The 16953-nt window shown below is 68.2% G+C and carries 14 protein-coding genes, 2 pseudogenes and 1 CRISPR repeat array; of the genes and pseudogenes, 8 read left to right on the top strand and 8 right to left on the bottom strand.

Annotated elements, in window-relative coordinates; all coding sequences use genetic code 11:
- The first annotated feature begins 409 nt into the window (after window positions 1-409).
- A CRISPR array of direct repeats spans window positions 410-865; the repeat unit is 29 nt; unit sequence GAAGTCCCCACGCAGGTGGGGGTGAGCCG.
- Between the two features lie 102 nt (window positions 866-967).
- The gene (locus ACWGR4_RS35665) at window positions 968-1123 is read left to right on the top strand and encodes a hypothetical protein (protein WP_452129314.1); all 156 of its coding nucleotides are present in this window, start codon (window positions 968-970) and stop codon (window positions 1121-1123) included.
- Between the two features lie 11 nt (window positions 1124-1134).
- Here the strand turns inward: ACWGR4_RS35665 and ACWGR4_RS35670 are convergent, their stop codons facing one another.
- The 4 genes from ACWGR4_RS35670 to ACWGR4_RS35685 all read right to left on the bottom strand — a co-directional run bounded on the left by ACWGR4_RS35670 (window position 1135) and on the right by ACWGR4_RS35685 (window position 5170).
- Window positions 1135-2259 carry a tetratricopeptide repeat protein gene (locus ACWGR4_RS35670; protein ID WP_452129313.1) on the bottom strand — a complete coding sequence of 375 codons (1125 nt, stop codon included), beginning with the start codon at window positions 2257-2259 and terminating at the stop codon, window positions 1135-1137.
- A gap of 447 nt (window positions 2260-2706) precedes the next feature.
- Window positions 2707-3399 carry a WbqC family protein gene (locus ACWGR4_RS35675; RefSeq protein ID WP_452129312.1) on the bottom strand — a complete coding sequence of 231 codons (693 nt, stop codon included), beginning with the start codon at window positions 3397-3399 and terminating at the stop codon, window positions 2707-2709.
- A gap of 4 nt (window positions 3400-3403) precedes the next feature.
- Window positions 3404-4072 (bottom strand): YdcF family protein, encoded by a 669-nt coding sequence (locus ACWGR4_RS35680; protein WP_452129311.1) that lies wholly within the window; start codon window positions 4070-4072, stop codon window positions 3404-3406.
- Window positions 4073-4105: 33 nt separating this feature from the next.
- The gene (locus tag ACWGR4_RS35685; protein ID WP_452129310.1) at window positions 4106-5170 is read right to left on the bottom strand and encodes a hypothetical protein; all 1065 of its coding nucleotides are present in this window, start codon (window positions 5168-5170) and stop codon (window positions 4106-4108) included.
- 173 nt (window positions 5171-5343) lie between these two features.
- Between ACWGR4_RS35685 and ACWGR4_RS35690 the strand changes: the two genes are divergently transcribed.
- The 5 genes and pseudogenes from ACWGR4_RS35690 to ACWGR4_RS35710 all read left to right on the top strand — a co-directional run.
- Window positions 5344-5976, top strand: a complete 633-nt coding sequence (locus tag ACWGR4_RS35690; protein WP_452129309.1) for an FxLD family lanthipeptide — start codon at window positions 5344-5346, stop codon at window positions 5974-5976.
- An 81-nt stretch (window positions 5977-6057) separates the two neighbouring features.
- Window positions 6058-9123, top strand: a complete 3066-nt coding sequence (locus ACWGR4_RS35695; protein ID WP_452129308.1) for a lantibiotic dehydratase — start codon at window positions 6058-6060, stop codon at window positions 9121-9123.
- Window positions 9117-10301: a lanthionine synthetase C family protein gene (locus ACWGR4_RS35700; RefSeq protein ID WP_452129307.1), complete on the top strand. Its 1185-nt coding sequence runs from the start codon at window positions 9117-9119 to the stop codon at window positions 10299-10301. The genes ACWGR4_RS35695 and ACWGR4_RS35700 overlap by 7 nt, the downstream gene beginning before the upstream one ends.
- A 60-nt stretch (window positions 10302-10361) precedes the next feature.
- A complete protein-coding gene (fxlM, locus tag ACWGR4_RS35705; protein WP_452129306.1) occupies window positions 10362-11573 on the top strand; it encodes a methyltransferase, FxLD system in 1212 nt (403 codons plus the stop codon).
- A 246-nt stretch (window positions 11574-11819) separates the two neighbouring features.
- Window positions 11820-12239: pseudogene (locus tag ACWGR4_RS35710) on the top strand (transposase); the annotation flags it as partial.
- Between the two features lie 75 nt (window positions 12240-12314).
- Here the strand turns inward: ACWGR4_RS35710 and ACWGR4_RS35715 are convergent.
- The 4 genes from ACWGR4_RS35715 to ACWGR4_RS35730 form a co-directional block, all read right to left on the bottom strand.
- The gene (locus ACWGR4_RS35715; RefSeq protein WP_452134296.1) at window positions 12315-12830 is read right to left on the bottom strand and encodes an ATP/GTP-binding protein; all 516 of its coding nucleotides are present in this window, start codon (window positions 12828-12830) and stop codon (window positions 12315-12317) included.
- 1056 nt (window positions 12831-13886) lie between these two features.
- Complete coding sequence (locus ACWGR4_RS35720) at window positions 13887-14090, bottom strand: DUF397 domain-containing protein (protein WP_439681842.1); 204 nt, start codon at window positions 14088-14090, stop codon at window positions 13887-13889.
- Entirely contained in the window at window positions 14087-14956 is an 870-nt protein-coding gene (locus ACWGR4_RS35725) for a helix-turn-helix domain-containing protein (protein ID WP_452129304.1), read from the bottom strand. Before ACWGR4_RS35725 ends, ACWGR4_RS35720 begins: the two co-directional genes overlap by 4 nt.
- Window positions 14957-15011: 55 nt before the next feature.
- On the bottom strand, window positions 15012-15881 hold the full coding sequence (locus ACWGR4_RS35730; protein ID WP_452129303.1) for a helix-turn-helix domain-containing protein: 870 nt from the start codon (window positions 15879-15881) through the stop codon (window positions 15012-15014).
- A gap of 197 nt (window positions 15882-16078) precedes the next feature.
- Between ACWGR4_RS35730 and ACWGR4_RS35735 the strand changes: the two are divergent.
- Window positions 16079-16435, top strand: a pseudogene (locus ACWGR4_RS35735) (ATP-binding protein); the annotation flags it as partial.
- 100 nt (window positions 16436-16535) lie between these two features.
- A complete protein-coding gene (locus ACWGR4_RS35740) occupies window positions 16536-16892 on the top strand; it encodes a hypothetical protein (protein WP_452129331.1) in 357 nt (118 codons plus the stop codon).
- The last annotated feature ends 61 nt before the right edge of the window (window positions 16893-16953 follow it).

The following is a 16953-nucleotide window of genomic DNA, read 5'->3' on the forward strand; positions in this document are numbered from 1 at the left end:
GTGTCACGTCACGGTGTGGAGAGCCGACGCCATTGCACCGGACCGTCCACCGTGGCGGGCGGCGCGGGAGAGGCCCTCGTGCGGGCGGGGATCGTCGGGTCTTGATCGGTACGTCCGGCCGGCCGAGCGACCGGAGGCAGGGCTCGTATCCTTGTGTCGTGGCTGCGTCGGAATCAAGCCGATCTTGTTCCGGACGCGTCGATGGCGGTGGGCTTTCAAGATGGACACGCCGCGAACGACACCGCATGCCTGTCCGGCCGACATGCAGACAGGACCAAACCATGCGACAACGCCCAGCTCGCGAACGATTGCCGATATGCCGAAGCGGAAACAGGCAGGAAGCTTGCCGCAATGACCCTGTTTGCATCACGAATCGGCAAAGCCCTTAAGAACCCCCAGGTCAGGAAGGGAAGTCCCCACGCAGGTGGGGGTGAGCCGCCTGGTGAGGCACCGCACAGCGCAGCGTGTCCGAAGTCCCCACGCAGGTGGGGGTGAGCCTCCAGCTCGATGTTCACGTGCACGGCCACGATCGAAGTCCCCACGCAGGTGGGGGTGAGCCGGGCGCCGGCGATCCCCGCCGTCTCGGGGTCGGGAAGTCCCCACGCAGGTGGGGGTGAGCCGTGCACCCTTCGTCGGAGTTGCGGGGGTGCAACGAAGTCCCCACGCAGGTGGGGGTGAGCCTCGCGGCCGGGGCGGGCCGCAATGGCGTCGGCGGAAGTCCCCACGCAGGTGGGGGTGAGCCGGACCGGATCTCTCGCGAGACGGTGCCCTTGTGGAAGTCCCCACGCAGGTGGGGGTGAGCCGGCGGGTGTACACCCGCTGTACCTGTGCGGGAGAAAGTCCCCACGCAGGTGGGGGTGAGCCTACGAAGGACGTAGCGCGGCGGCGCCTCAAGCGGGCCGCGCGCCTTCGGACAATCGCCCGCTCGACCTACTTCCAGAGTTCGCCCGGCAGCCATCAGCGCCGGATGGCCCACCGTCAGGTCCGGGCGGCCGACGCCGCGGTCCGCAAAGCCGTGGTCGCCAGCCGCGCCGACGGACTCTTCAGGGCCGAGATCGCGGCCATCGTCGGGGTGAGCGTGTCCCGGATCGCCGACATCCTCAAGGCGTCCGGCGGGAGTTGACGAGCTGCGTCTCAGTGGGAGGCGGCGCATGTGAGCAGCGCGCGGGCCCGGGCGTTGCCGGTATGTGGTGCGAGTCGGGCGCGCATGGTGGCGTGGTGGGCGTTGAGGCGTCCCGAGTGGACGTACGGGTAGTCGTCGAGGAACGCGTCCCAGGATGCGCATGCCTCGTCGAGGCGGCCGTCGTCGACTTGGAGTTCGGCGAGTTGGGCGGTCGAGCGTGCGCGGCTGCGGCGTTCGCGGGCGGGGCGGATCCGGTTCGCCTCCACCATGGCGTCGATCGCGCCGGAGGTGTCGCCGAGGGCGGCCAGAACGTGGCTGGTGTAAAAGGCGAGTGCGGCGTGGTGGTAGGAGCCGAAGGCTTCCGGGCCGCTGGTCGCCTGGTCGAGTGCGCGTTCGGCCTGGCCGAGATGGTTGAAGGCGGCTCGGCGGTCCTTCACCTCGGCGAGGGCGTGTGCCTGCTGTCCGGTGAGGAACGCGCGCATGCGGGGTGCGCCCAGGGCGGTCGCCGCCGAGGCTGCGGCGTCCGCGAGATGCAGCGACTGTACGCCGTGCTTGAGTTGCACGGCCTGAACGCTGAGGCCGCGTAATGCCGTTGCGTAGGTGATCTCGTCCCCTGCTTCCCGGGCCAGGTGCATGGCGTGGACGTAGTAGCTCTGGGCGAGGCCGTCGGCGCGTTCGTCCATTGCCATCCACCCGAGCAGGTAGGTCAGGTCGGCGGCGGCCGAGAGCATGTCGCGGCGCACCGCGTCCGGCGCGCTCGCACGCAGGTAAGGCAGGACCGTGTTGACCAGGTAGGCAGCGGCCGGTGGGCGTGCGGCGCCGCCGCCGTGTTCGTCGTCCATGTCGGAGAACGCCTCGGCCATCGCGCGCACGGTCCGCACGTCCGGGGCGCCGTAGCGCGGGTTGTCGGCGGTGCGGATCGTGTCCGCGCGGGCCGATGCCTCGGCCCAGCCGGGCACGGTCAGCGCGGTGGAGAAGACGGCGGCGACCACGACGGCACGACGGGTGGGGTCCATGTCCAGGCTCCCGATCTCGACCAGAGCGTCCACCGTATCCCGAGGTCCGGGCACCACACCCGGCTCGACCAGACCCGCGTCCGACGGCGTGACCAACCGGCCCAGCCGGCGAGTGAGCACCTCCGCGACAGCGCGTGCTCGGCCTCATCCATGTGCTTCCACTTTCGAGACCCAGCACCATGTGATCATCTGCGTCTCCAAGTCGCGCCATCCCCACACAGTGCACGCGACGTTGCCAGCGGAGCTGCGCGATCGGCTCGGCGCGCAGCCTCTATCCATGCATGGTGGTGGTCACGTCCTCGCCGAAGCCGTCCGTCGACTCCAAGACGCTCTCGCCCAGATTGCTGCCCAGGGGATGCGGCGGCTGATTGCCCCACGTGCGCCTTGGCGAGGGGTTCGAAATGCATGAGCAGGACCCGGACAAGCCCGGCGACATCGCCGCCGTACTCCGGAATTTCCCGGCAAAGGAAACGCCGGCCACCGTGTGACGCTACCTCGTCCATCCCGCCCTCGGCACGCCGCCCATCCGGCCGCAGGACCTGCCCGACGGGCGAAGGAGCGACAACGTCACACCGCCCTCAGCCTCTTCGAGGTTTCGGTCACGCCGATCGTGGTGAGCGTGCTCAGCGCGCTTTCGCGCCAGGAGCCCACGCATGGCGGGGCCTTGGCCGGGCGGGTCAGCACGTGCTTGGTCTCGAAGACTGTGAAGTCCATGTACCGGCCGCCGGCGATGCCGTGGAGGTACGTGTCGCAACCCGCCTCGATGGTGAGACGGGCGAGGCGTTCGGATCGTCCGCCTCGGGCGGTCGTCTCGCTACTGCGGAGCGCGGTCCCTTGCCAGTCGAGGAGCCTGAGCAGGGTTCGGGTGGAAGCCTCCGCAACCTCGGCCAAGTGGTGGGTTTGCGCGAGGAGTTGCAGGACCTCGTCGATCGCGGGTTCGACGTCCGCCCAGTACGGGTTGCGGCCGTAATGGTGTCGGAGCATGCCTTCCGCTCGTTTCCGGGCCGCAGGCGGGTCGACGAGGCGTAGCTCCCGGATCAGGGTTGCTCTGCCTTGTGGTCGGTGGATCGGCAGGGTGAGCCACCGCCGTCGGGCGGGGTCCACCGGATCGGGAAGGAGGCAGCGGTGTTGGTAGTCGCGGGCGGTGTGTTGGACGTCGTCGTAGACGATCCAGCGGTCCGCGGCGTGGATCTTGGCGAGGGTCGATAATCGCGGGAAAAGATTCGGTTGGTGGATCGCGCAGACCTTGCGGGGTGGCATGTGCTCATCCCGCCATGAGTCGGCTGGTGAAGCCTGCGTCGAGGAGGCGTTCGTACGCGGTGTGGACGTCGTCCGGGACGTCCTGCTCGACGGCGAAGCCCAACCCGGGGTAGGCGATGATGCGTTGGAGGTCGCCGACGAGCATGTCGATCACCAGGTGTTCGTCGCCGATGGATTTGAGGTAGGCGTCGAATTCGAGGGGTTCGGAGGCGCAGACGACGTCGACCTCGGGCCAGACCTTGCGGCAGGTGGCATAGGCGCGGCGTTGCATGTAGGGCTTGGAGACGAACAGCAGGGATTCGACGGTGGTGCCGTGTGCGGTGAGGACGTCGCGGGTGAAGGCGATGTTCTGGCCGGTGTTGGCGGCGCGGGGTTCGAGGAGGATCGCTTCGTCGGGGACGCCGAGTTCGATGGCGTGTTCGCGGTAGTGGACGGCTTCGCCGCGGGGGAAGCGGGCGGCGGTGGTGGGGCTGTTGCCGCCGCTGAAGACCACGATCGGGAACAGGCCGTGGTGGTAGAGCTCGGCGGTGAAGCGGGCGACGCCGAGGTCGTGGCTGCCGAGGCCGACGGCCGCTGAGCATGGGCGCAGCTCGTGCTGCATCTGGTGGTAGTCCCAGACGAGTTCCGCGTCGGCGCGGTCGGTGTCGGTGACGTCGGGGCGTTCGGCTGCCAAGGTGTGCTCCTCGGGGGTTGGGTGGCGCGGGGTTCATTCGCAGGTGCGGCGGATGGCTTCGATGCTGTGGAGTTGATGGGACAGCCCGTGTCGAGCGGCCAGTTGCGCGGTGCGGTCGAGCAGGGTCAGCCCGGCGTCGATCGTGGCACGGTCGGTGACCAGGATGTGCGCGTGCGCGGTGTCGAGCCGAACCTGTTGCATCGGTGCGTCGGTGACGCGGTGGGCCAGGGCGATGTCGATGTGGTGCAGGGCCCGCCCGATGGTCCCGGCGCCGCGGTGGGCGAGGGCGAGCTTTTGCTGGGCCACCGACCAGTCGTCGGGCTCGTCCAGGTCCTCGAAGCGGCGCGTGGCCTCGGCCATCTCCTCGATGGCGCGTCCGTGCCGCCCGGCCTTGCTCAGCGCCGTGCCGATCCACAGTCGGGCGCGAGCCTGGTCGCGCTCGCCCAGCCTGCGATCGCTCGCGAGGAGTTCGTACATGTGGGCGGATTCCTCCAGGCGTCCGGTCATCTCGGCGACGACGGCGAGCGAAAGGTCGATCTGCGCGACGCGCCGGGGAATGTCCAAAGCGGTGAACATCTCGCGTGCGCGCCGGTAGTGGTGATCGGCGGACGAGGGGCCGTGGAGGGCGCCTTGGTCGCGTCGTACGTCGCCGAGGAGGACGAGGGAGCGGGCGTAGAGATAGCGTCCCCGGTCGTCCAGGTCCGCCGGCACGGATTGCGTCAACCGGCGGTCGAGGAGGCTGGTGGCCTGCGCAAGGCTTTGTCGGTTGACGAGTACGAGCGCGCGTTCGATGTCCTCGGTCCACGTCTCGTGGTCCCATTCGCGCGGGACGGGAAACGGCCGGGGAGGGGCCTCGTCGACGGTCTTCGCGAGCAGGGCTTCGAATCGTGCCTGTTCGTCAGGAGTGGCACGGGCGAGGACGGTGTCCAGAATGGCCTGTGTGTCCGGCCGGGGTTCACGCCGGACGCCCAATCTCTCCCATTGGGATACGGTTCGCGCGGCCATGCCCAGGTGATCGGCGAACCCGCGCACACCCATGCGCTTGGCGCGACGAAGCGCCCTCGCCTCGTGGCCGGTCCACGTTCGAACGGTCGGCACCAGCAGCCCCTTCCGGAGCCCCCATCGAATCACCCGGGGCGTACCCGGTGCGGCGAAAGTGCCACGGAAGTGCCACACCCGCTCATCCCAGAGTGACCACGCTCGCGGCGATGCTCGTTCCCGGGAGCCGGTTTCGGTTTCGCCGACGAGGGAGGGCGAGGGAGGGCGAGGGGATGCGAGGTGTCACCGAGGAGCAGTCCGGGCCCGGTCCGCTCGTGTACGGCTATCTCCGGCTGGTCTCGGTCTCGGCGGCGCGTCGTCGGTCGTTGGTCGAGTCGCTGCATGAGTACTGCCGCCACCATGAGCTTCTTCTGGCCGGCGTCTTCGTGGAACATCCCTCTCAGCCCGCGGCATCCGTGGCGTTCACCGGACTGCTCGACGCCCTGCGGGCGAGCGGCGGATACGGCGTGCTTTTCCCGTCCCGGGCTCATCTCGGCGGCAAGAGCGTCTCCCGCGAGCGACGCGCACGCATCACCGAGCTGGGTGCCCGGGTCCTGCTCGTTCGGACGCCGACGAGTGGTCGCCGCCCTCGAAGACCCTCCGACCCGGACGGATCCACCCCAGGGGTGGTGTTCGACCACCCACACCATCACTCGACCCCGGACGGCGCACCCGCTCGTGGTCGGCATCGGCCCACACGAGGAGTTACCACCATGCCCATGGTTTCCGACACCGATCCGGCGCTCGACGACGACTTCGATCTGGATGTCCGCGTGACCACGGACGTCGCCGAGGGCGTTCCCGTGCCGTGCGACACCAACGACACCTGCGCGGCAACCTGCAAGTCGTCGTGCGTCAGCTCGTAGTCGACGTCCCCGTCCCGGGCGGCCGAAGCAACTCACGGCCGCCCGGAATCCCCACCCACCCCATGTCGGTCGGAGGATCGCGTGTCGGACGGAACGCAGCTCTACCGCAGCACCGGCGCCGCCCTGTTGCGCGTGGCCGTGACACCCCTGAGCGAGTTGCCACTGTGGTGGCCCAACCTCGATGAAGTGTCCGACTGTGTCGTGTGGCTGCGGCACACGTGGGCGCGGCCGGGATTCGCCGCAGCCGTCACTGCTGCCAGTCCGGCTTTGGCGCGCCGCGTGGAGCAGCTGACCGGCAGCGGCGCCGACACCGATTCTCGGCGCGTTCGTCGGGCAACGTCCGCCGTCGTGCGCTACGTGTTGCGAAGCGCCGGACGGCCCACGCCTTTCGGTCTTTTCGCGGGAGTAGCCCCGGTGACCCTGGGGTCGCACACCCAGGTCGAGTGGGGCACGGGGCATCGGGCGCTGGCCCGGGTCGACAGTGAATGGCTGACCGACGTCATCGACCGGTTGGAGGCATGCCCCCGGCTCTTGGCGCGTCTGGACGTGGTGTTCAGCGACCTGGCGTGCGAGCGGGGCGGCCGGTTGGAGTTGGCGAACGGCCCGTTCCGGGTGAGCGTGCGCGCGACTCGGGCGGTCTTCACGGCCTGGGAAACCGCGAGTGTGCCGATCCGGTTCGGCGCGCTCGCCGAAAACCTGTCCGAGGCCTTCACCCGTGCCGACTCCACCCGGATCGACGCCATGCTGACCGATCTCGTGCGGCGCGGCCTGCTGATCAGTTCCCTGCGCGCCCCGACCACCGTCACGGACCCCCTGGCACGGCTCCTCGACGAACTCCGGCGGGTACACGCGGACGACGTGGCCGAGGCGGTTCCTCTGATCGAGGGTCTACACACGACAGCCGAAGACGTTCGTCGGCACAACGACGCCCACCCCACCGACCAGGACAGGCTTTGCACCGACCTCGTCGCCGGGATGCGAACCCTTTCGAACGTCGGCCGCACCGTACTGGCGCTCGACACGCGGGTCGACTGTCAGGTCACCCTCCCTCATGCCGTCGCGTGGGAGATGGAGCGGGCCGCGAGCGCGTTGCTCCGCACCACGCGCCACCCCGCGGGCGACTCCTCCTGGCGCGCGTACCACGCCGCGTTCGTGGAGCGATACGGCGTCGGCGCCCCGGTCCCGCTGACGGACGTCGTCAACCCGGCCACGGGTCTGGGCTTCCCCGCCGGATACCCCACAGTCACCGAGGCCGTGCCGGCCGAGACGGTCTCCCCGCGCGACGAGCGGCTGCTCGCCCGCGCCTGGCGAGCCATGGCCGACGACACCGGCGAGATCGTCCTTACCGACGCCGACATCCGCACGCTGACCGAAGGCACGAGTTTTGACGAGCGTCGGATCCCGCCGCACGTCGAACTGTCCGCACGGGTGCAGGCCGCCGACGCCCAGGCGCTGGATCGCGGGGACTTCACGCTCATGGTCGCGCCGGCTCGCGCGGCGGGGACGATCACCTCGCGCTTCACCGCCACGGCGACCGGTTCGGGCCTCGAAGACGTGTATCGGACGCTGCCGCCCGCGACCGAAGGAGCGTTGCAGGTCCAGCTGGCCACACCACCGGTGTACGCCCACGCCCAGAACGTCAGCCGCGTCCCGCCCTACCTGCAGCACGTCCTACCCTTGGGCGAACACCGCCGGCCCGAGGACCCGCAGACCCCTGTGGACGTACGCGACCTCGCCGTCCTGGCCACCACGACCGGCCTGCACCTGGTCAGCCTCTCCCGCAACATCGTCGTGGAGCCACAGGTCTTCCACGCCCTGGCGCTGCACAAGCAGGTCTCCCCGCTCGCCCGGTTCATCGCCCACCTGCCCCGAGCGCTGGGACCCCAGTGGTACGAGTTCGACTGGGGACCGCACGCACAGCTCCTCCCCAGACTGCCCCGCGTACGCCACGGACGCGCCGTGCTGTGCGCCGCACGATGGCGCCTGACCACAGCCGACCTACCACCCTCCACCGCCGATGGTCACCGATGGCGGCTCGCGCTGCGCAAATGGCGCACCCGCTGGAAGTGTCCCGACACGGTCGAGTTGTGCGACGCCGACCGCACGCTACGCCTGTCCCTCGACGAACCGACACACGCCTACTCGCTTCGGGCCCAGCTGGCACGGTACGGACACGCGATCGTCCAAGAAGCCGCGCCCGCGGCCGAGTTCGGATGGATGAACGGTCACATCCACGAGATCGCCATGCCCCTGGTCACCCGACGATCCCCCGCGCCGTCGCCGTTGGCTGGCCTGCCTTCCCTCACCACCCAGGCCCGGTATGAGGCGGCACCGGGAACGCCGAGCGAGGACTGGGTGTTCGCGAAGATCCACACGCATCCCGAGCGGTTCAACGAGATCATCACCCATCACCTGCCCAGATTCACGGCCATGCTCGACCAACGCCACGGTCCGCAGTGGTGGTTCGTGCGCTACCGCAGCACCCACGAACGGGACCATCTGCGGCTGCGTATCCACACCCCACAACCAGCCACCAAGGCCGCCATAATCGCCGCGCTCGGACACTGGGACCACGAGTTGCGTGCCGGCGGGGCCGCGTCGCACCTGGCCCTCGACGCGTATCGGCCGGAGATCGGCCGATACGGCGCCGGGCCGGCGATGGCAGCCGCCGAGCGAGTCTTCGCCGCCGACTCGCGAACAGTGGCGATCTGGCTCCGACACGCATCCACGCTCGGGATCGACCCCCAGGCATGGACTGCTCTATCGATGCTCGGCATCGCCTGCGCCTTTTACGACAACCCTGCCGACGCATCAGGTCGCCTGGCCGCGCGACCGATCACCGGATCACCGGCGGTGGATCGGGTGGTCGCCGGAGCCGTCCAGCAGAGGGTGGTTGCCGGGAACGTCGACCTGTCGGACCTGCCAACGGACCTGACCACGGCATGGGCGGACCGCGCCGAAGCCCTGGCCGCCTATCGCGAACTCCTGCCCCTCGGAACCGACCTCGACGCCATCGTGGACTCGCTCCTGCACATGCATCACAACCGAGCCCTGGGCATCGACCCGATCGGAGAGCGCACCTGTCGCCGCCTCGCCCGCCAAGCAGCCCTGGCATCCAGAGCCCGATCGGAGGCCGCGACGTGCTGACCGACGACACCCCTTCGGAACCCGCAGCAACGTTGCCCTCCCCAACGCGGGCGCAGGACCTGTTCGCGGGCACGCCCGGCGTCGCGTTGCTGTACGGCGCCCGCGCCGGCCTGGCGGAGTGGACGACCGCGCACACATGGGCTCGGGCGATGACCCGCGATCCCGTCCACGCCCACCCGGACTTCCTCTGTCTGTCTCAAGGTGCCCCGGCCGTCGCCTTCGCTCTCCGGGAGATCGGGCATCGGGCCTACGGGCGGGCCTTGGACGTTCTCGACGACGCGATCACCGCAGGCATCCGCCACCGCTTGGGCCGGGCACACGAACGCATCGACCGCGGCGAGTTGCCCGCGTTGCGCGAGTACGACCTCGTGGGCGGCATGACGGGCCTCGGCGCCTACCTTCTCCACCAAGGCCAAGACACCCTGCTCCTCCGGGACGTCCTCGGCTACCTCACGCGCCTGACCCACCCGATCCGCTCGGGCGCTGACGAACTTCCCGGCTGGTGGACCCGGGACTCCCCGGGCGGACAACCCTCGCCCCACTGGCCCGGCGGTCACCTCAACCTCGGCATCGCGCACGGATGCGCAGGCGTCCTGACACTATTGTCGACGGCGATGAGACACGGTGTAACCGTTCCCGAACACGTCGAAGCCATGGCCCGCATCACGGACGTCTTCGACGCCTGGCGACGGAATACCCCCCGCCCGTGGTGGCCTGGCGTCATCACTCGGACCGAATGGCACGACGGCGCCCCGCATCACGACGGTCCGCAGCGACCGTCCTGGTGTTATGGCACGCCCGGTCAGGCCCGCGCCCAGCAGTTGGCCGGTCTCGCCCTGGGCGACGCAGAACGCCGTCTACACGCCGAAGCAGCCCTGCTCGCATGCGTCACGGATCCTCGACAACTCGCACTCCTGAATGACGCCTCGGTGTGCCACGGTTGGGCCGGCCTCCTCCAAGCCACACGGCGCGCCGCCGCGGACGCGGACGACGCCGGTGCTCTGAACAAACGAATACCGATCCTGTTGGACGGCATGCATCGACACCTCCGCCGGCGCGGAATACCCGCCGACGCCGGGCTTCTGACCGGTCGCGCCGGCGTGAGTCTCGTCGAACACGGGCTCAAGCAGGGGCAATGCATGTCGTCCTGGGACACGTGTCTCCTGTTGACCGGCTGATCCACCGAGACCAACCCGCCTCGGGCACCCCGGGCTGCCATACCTCCGAGGAGCATCTCCGTGACGACAACCACCGGACCGTCCCCCGACACCCTGCGAGGAGACATGGTCGACCGCATCCTCCGCGGCAGGCCGACACTCGACCCGCGTGTCGCCGACGCCATGCGCGAAGTCCCCCGCCACATGTTCGTTCCCGACGCCCCCCTCGACGAGGCATACGCCGAACAGGCCGTCATCACCAAGCGCAACGACACCGGAATCGCCCTAAGTTGCGCCTCCGGCCCCGGCATCGTCGCCGGAATGCTCCACCAGCTCCAAGTCCACCCCGGGAACAGCATCATGGAGATTGGCGCCGGAACCGGCTACAACGCCGCACTCCTCCAGCGCCTGACCGAACCAACGGGTCGAGTCGTCACTCTCGACATCGACCCCGAGGTCACCACCGGCGCCCGCTCCGCGCTCGACGCCACCGGCAACGAAGCCGTACGCGTCATCACCCGGAACGGCGTCCTCGGCGCATCCGAACACGCCCCCTACCAACGCATCGTCGTCACGGTAGGCACCTGGGACATCCCCACTTCCTGGTGGCACCAACTCGAGCCCGAGGGCCGCCTGGTCGCGCCGCTCCGCTGGCGAGGCCAAACCCGAGCCGTCGCCTTTACCCTCACCGAGGACAACGTCCTCGTCTCGGACTCGGTCGAACTCTGCGGCTTCGTACCCATGGTCGGCCAGGAGGGCGAACTGACGGCCCCCATCGACACCGCCGGCGACGTTGCCCTGCACTGGGACGACGACCAGAACATCGACCCCACCGCCCTGACCGGAGTCCTCGACCACTCCAGGACCAGCACGTGGTCCGGCGTGTTCGTCCTCGCCGACGAATCCTTCGACGGGATCTGGCTACGCCTCGCCGCCTCCGAGCCCGGCACCTGCCGAATCGCCGCCGAGGCCACCGCCGTCGACTCCGGCCGCTGCACTCCGGCCATCGCATCCCGCAGCGTCGCCCTGGTCGAGGAGACTTCCCTCGCCTACCTCTCCCTGCGGCGCCACGACCGGGAAGGCCACCCCACACAATGGGAGCTGGGCACCCACGCCCATGGACCACAGGGACACGACCTCGCAAAACGCCTGTGCGACCGGATCAGCGAGTGGAACGACAACCGCGACGCCGAACCACGCATCACCGCATATCCGGTGAACGCGCCCGACGCCGCCGTGCCCCACGGCCCGGCGATCTCCAAGCGCTTCACCAAACTCTCCGTCGTCTACTGACGCACGAGACACTCCACATCTGCGCCCCTCGACCCGAACGAGTTCGAGGGGACGCACCTTGCACACGAAAACTTGAACGCCCTCGGGACGGATATGTCTGAAAGTTCGTGTAAGTCCGTGATGTGAATGGTTGGCCGGGGTACCTTCCCGGATCCCGGCCTCCCGGAACGGACAGTCATAACCGAGATCGAGAACCCACGGACCAGCAACCCGCCCGCGGGCACGGACGAGGTCGTGGAGCGGTTGATGGACCGCGCGGACGCCTCTGGGGCGGCCCTGCTCGGTGAGGGCGGCCTGTTGACCGAGATCACCCGGGCCGTGCTGGAGCGGGCCCTGGACGCGGAGATGACGGAGCATCTCGGCTACAAACGGCACGATCCCGCCGGTCGCGGGTCGGGGAATTCGCGCAACGGCACCTCGCCCAAAACCGTGCTCACCGACGCCGGAGAGGTCACGATCGCGGTTCCGCGCGACCGCAACGGCGACTTCGAACCGGCATTGGTGCCCCGGCACGCGCGCCGGTTGGCGGGGTTCAACGAGCGGATCCTCTCGCTCTACGCGCGCGGGATGAGCGTGCGCGACATCCGCTCCCACCTCGCCGGCGTCTACGGCGTCCAGGTGAGCCCGGACCTGATCTCAAGGGTGACCGACGCCGTCGCCGACGAGCACGTCGCCGATCGTGAGCAGATGCGCGGCCACCGCCATCTTGCGGTCTCGGTTGGGTGAGGCTGTGCGCGAGCTTCAGGAGGCGAGTGCTTGCATTTCGCCTGTGCGGATGTCGTTGATGGTGGTGGTGCGGGTGGCTGCGAGGGTGCCGGTTTGTCCGCCGCCGGTCCAGGTGATGGTCCAGTGGGTGGTGGCGGTGACGGTGTGGATGCCGGGGCGGGTGTAGGTGTGTCCGCAGTCGGGGCTGGGTTGGGCGCCTCGGTTGGGGGTGTAGGGGGTTCCCGGGGTAGTGCAGACGACGGTGGCGCCGTCTCCCATGGTCCAGGTGATGTGATCCACCGTTGCGGTGGCGGTGACCGACAGGCCCGGTACGGCGGCGGTTGCCGAGGTGGGGCCCCATGATGTCGGGGTGGCGTCGACCCAGAGCCAGGTGGGGAGTCCGACGAGGCCGGTTTTGCCGGGGCCGGGGGTGAGGTGGACGGTGGGTGCGTCGAGGAGGATTTGTGCGGAGGCGCGGGCGCCGAGTTCGGCTGGGGTGGGTGGTGTGGGCGCGGTGCCCGCGTTGCCGCCGCCGGGGTCGATGGTGCCCATGCATGAGTTCGCGTCCAGGACCAGGGCGGCGCCTGGGCATTGGGTGTCGTCGGGGTCCCTCGGATCCACCGGCGTCGGAGCCGAATTCGTCCCCACGGGAACATTGCTCCGGCCGGGCGGGTTTTGGTGGCCGGGGGTACCCGGAGTCTCGACTTCGATGATGAATCGTGGGCCGTCTTGCGAAACCGGCGGTTTGGGTGGTGGCGTCGGGTCGGTCGTAGGCACAGCTGCGGTCGCGACTACGACTGCCACTCCGGCTATTACATATTGTGTCAGCATGGGCGATCCCGCTCCGAAATCATGTCGGTCACCAGCCAGGAGCCTGTTGAGGACCGGGTGATGACGAACCGCTTGACATACCTTGGAGATTGGGAAGGAACGGTAAAAGGCGCGCGAGTGTCGCGATATACGACACGCTGGTGGGAAAGGTCCACACAGTCCGTGAGTACGACCCGCGGTGGATTCGTCGTGAGCGAGACCGTTTCCACTTGAGGGGATGGTGTGCCTGGAGGACCCTCGACCACGAGACCGGTCCGGGCCGACTGGTCTCGGACCTGGGTGACCAGTTCGGCAGCGCGCCCGTTTGCGACGGCCCCCATGCCGTCCAGGCTTCCGCCTGCTTCTACGCCATCCTGGAAGTGAGTAAATCGTCCATAGACCTCAAGCGCGGCCGCCCGGGCGCTGCCCTCCGCATCCGGTGTGGTCGGAACCTGACCGGATGGTGCTGGTGGTGGGTTGGTGCGCGAGGCCTTCGTACTGTCACCGCCGTTGCTGTTGCATCCGGCAACGGCCAGCAATGCCACGGCTATCGCTCCGACGGCCGAACTTCGTCCCACGCGTCCCCCTCGCTCGGTCGAGATCACACACCGTACCCGGGGCGCGACCGCTTCGGGAACCTCGCGACTTGGGGCGAGGCAGGCGACCGGCTCACAGGATGACGGATGCGGATGAGACATCGGTCGGCGGATTCGCCGCCCTCCGACGCCGGACAAAGGCGAATACAGGGGCGCTTCCAGCCCCTGTTTGGTGGGGCCGGAAGCGTTCATCCTGGTGCAGCTATCGAGCATTCACCGTGTCGAGGAGCGCGCGCCAAGCCCTGGGTGTGACTGTGAGTTGACCGGCGCGGATGTCCTTGCTGTCGCGGACGCCGATCACGGCGGTGAACGGTGCAACCTCTACGCATGATCCCTGTTGGCCGGAGGCCGTGGCCTTCCGCCAGGGCTGTATCGGCGTTCCGAGCGTGTCTGGGGTTGGGTTCATGCCATCTCTTTCAGTACTCGCTCGATCAGTGCGATCGATTCCACCGGCGAGGCTGCCGCAGCCTCCAATTGTGCGATGAGCCGTGTGAACTGCGAGATCTCGGGGTCTGCTTCCTCGACGACTGTGTTTCCGATGACTTCGACGAACGCGATCTCGGGCTGGGGGCGGTCGGGGAACTGGTAGAGCGTGACGCCGCTGTTCTGTGCGACGGCAGCGCCTGCGGAAAAGGGGATGACCCTGAAGTCGATGTTGTCCTGCATGGCCAGTTCGCGCACGTGTAGGAGTTGTTCCCGCATTACGTCCCGGCCGCCGACCAGGGCTCGGAGGGCGCCTTCGGTGACGATCCCGGTCGAGATCAGTGGGTCTTCCTGGAAGAGGAGTCGTTGGCGCATGCTGCGGAGTTTGACCAGCTTCTCGATCTGGTCGTGCCCGTATGCGTTGAGGCCCATCGAGATGATCGCGCGAGCGTAGTCGGGTGTTTGGTAGAGGCCCGGGATGGTGTTGAGCTGGAACTCCCACGCCCGTGACGCCTCGTGCTCGTTGATGATCAATTCGCGATACGCGGCGGACATGACCTCCTCGTACATCTTCCACGGAGGAGGCATCCGCTTGAGTTTCCGGTCCTCCTCTCGCCAGGCATCGAGCTGTTCCCTGCGGGCGTCGTCCATGCCGTAGAAGTCGGCGAGTTGGCGGATATCGGCAGGTGTCGGCCGTCGTCGGCCAAGCGAGATCCGGTTGACCTTGGTCAGGTGCCAACCGAGCTCGGCGGCGATCTCGTCCAGGGTGAGGCCGGACTGCTCACGGAGTTCGGTGAGCATCGCGGCGATCCTGCGACGTGGGCGTGACATGGGTTCCCTGTCGGGCATCGGTCCTCCTCGCGCCCAGTCTCCCCTGTGTCCCGCCGCATGTCCGGTGTGGGGTTCACGGCATCTCGTTCAGTACTCGCTCGATCAGCGCGATGGATTCTGTGGGTGAGGCCGCTGCGGTCTCGAGTTGTGCAATCAAGCGAGTGAACTGTGAGATCTCCGGGTCCGCTTCCTCGACCACGGTGTTGCCGATGACCTCGACGAACGCGATCTCGGGCTGGGGGCGGTCGGGGAACTGGTAGAGCGTGACGCCGCTGTTCTGTGCGACGGCGGCACCTGCGGAGAAGGGGATGACTCGAAAGTCGATGTTCTCGCGTAGGGCCAGCTCGCCTACATGAACGAGCTGCTTGCGCATCACGTCCGCGCCCCCGACCAGGGCCCTGAGGGCGCCTTCGGTGACGATCCCGGTCGAGATCAGTGGGTCTTCCTGGAAGAGGAGTCGTTGGCGCATGCTGCGGAGTTTGACCAGCTTCTCGATCTGGTCGTGCCCGTATGCGTTGAGGCCCATCGAGATGATCGCGCGAGCGTAGTCGGGTGTTTGGTAGAGGCCCGGGATGGTGTTGAGCTGGAACTCCCACGCCCGTGACGCCTCGTGCTCGTTGATGATCAGCTCGCGGTAGGCCGGGGTCATGATCTTTTCGTAGGCGCGCCACCACGGCGGAACGCGCCTGAGCTTTCGGTCTTCCTCCCTCCAGGCGTCGAGCTGCTTCCGTGCCGTGTCGTTCACGCCGTAGAAATCGGCGAGTTGGCGGATGTCGGTGGGCGATGGCAGTCGTCGGCCGAGTGAGATCCGGCTGACTTTGGTCAGGTGCCAACCGAGTTCGATGGCCACCTCGTCCAGGGTGAGACCGGACTGCTCGCGGAGTTCGGTGAGCGTCGTCGCGATCCTGCGACGTGGGCGAGACATGGGTTCTCTGTCCGGCATCGGTCCTCCTCGCACTCAGTGTCCGCGAGGGCAACTCGCGGGCCGCCATCATCCCTTCGGGCAAATTTCTTGGCAATTAGCCAAGAAGTTTGCCCAGACGTCTGCTTAACTATCGGCCACAGTCACTCACCGCTGTTTCATGATCACAACAGCCGGTGGGTTCGCGATGCCCATGCGAACAGCAGGGAGATCCGCGCATGTTGCCTGCTCAACGAATCGCACTACCCCGACACAAGACGGTCGCCCTCGTGGCCCGCCGGCACATGGAGGCGGTCTGCGCTGCCATCCACATATCGCCCGACGACGTCGTGCTGGCCGTGAGTGAAATCGCCACGAATGCCTACCTCCACACCGGCGGATCGATCGATCTGCGCTGGTGGGTGGAGGCCCGGCGGTTGGTGGTGGAGGTCTCGGACGACGAGTTCACCGTTCTGCCCCTGTCCGACAACGGCCTCGAGATGTCGGCCGATGCCGAAGAGGGCCGCGGACTGCATATCGCCACGCTGATCAGTGCAGGCGTGACGTGGGGCGGTTCCGAGGAACGCGGGAAGTGGGTGCGGGTCTCCTTTCAACTCGAGTCAACCAGTAGCGAGAACGCCAAGAACGCGCGCACTCTCGCCACACCACCTTCGACGGCTTTCGAGGTCGCCACTCGTGAACCTGTTCTTCGACGCCGATGCGAGTCCCCGACGTGTCTTCACCGCGTACCCCCGCGTCGCGGCGACCTCCGTGGTCGTGGTGCGGTGGGTTTGGCTGTGCGATGGGCGGTGGCGGTTCCGGGATCGGCTGGAACTCGACACGGCCGCCGTCGTTCGGGCCCTCGCCTACTGCGAACGTGCGCGGGTACACGACGCCGCGCTCGCCCTTTTCGAAGCGGCGTCCGTGCTTCCCGGGCTCGGTCCGAAGGCGCTTGACGCCGCGATCAGCGCGGAACTGGGTGAGGACCACGCCCAGTTCGCCCGAAGCGACGCCGACGCCACCACGGGCACCGTGCGTTTCACGCGTCACTGAGTGCCCTGCGGCGTCGATGTGGGACGACGCCCCTTCTTCTGCCCGACACGGACGGTCGGGG

It is taken from the genome of Embleya sp. NPDC055664 (assembly GCF_053618075.1).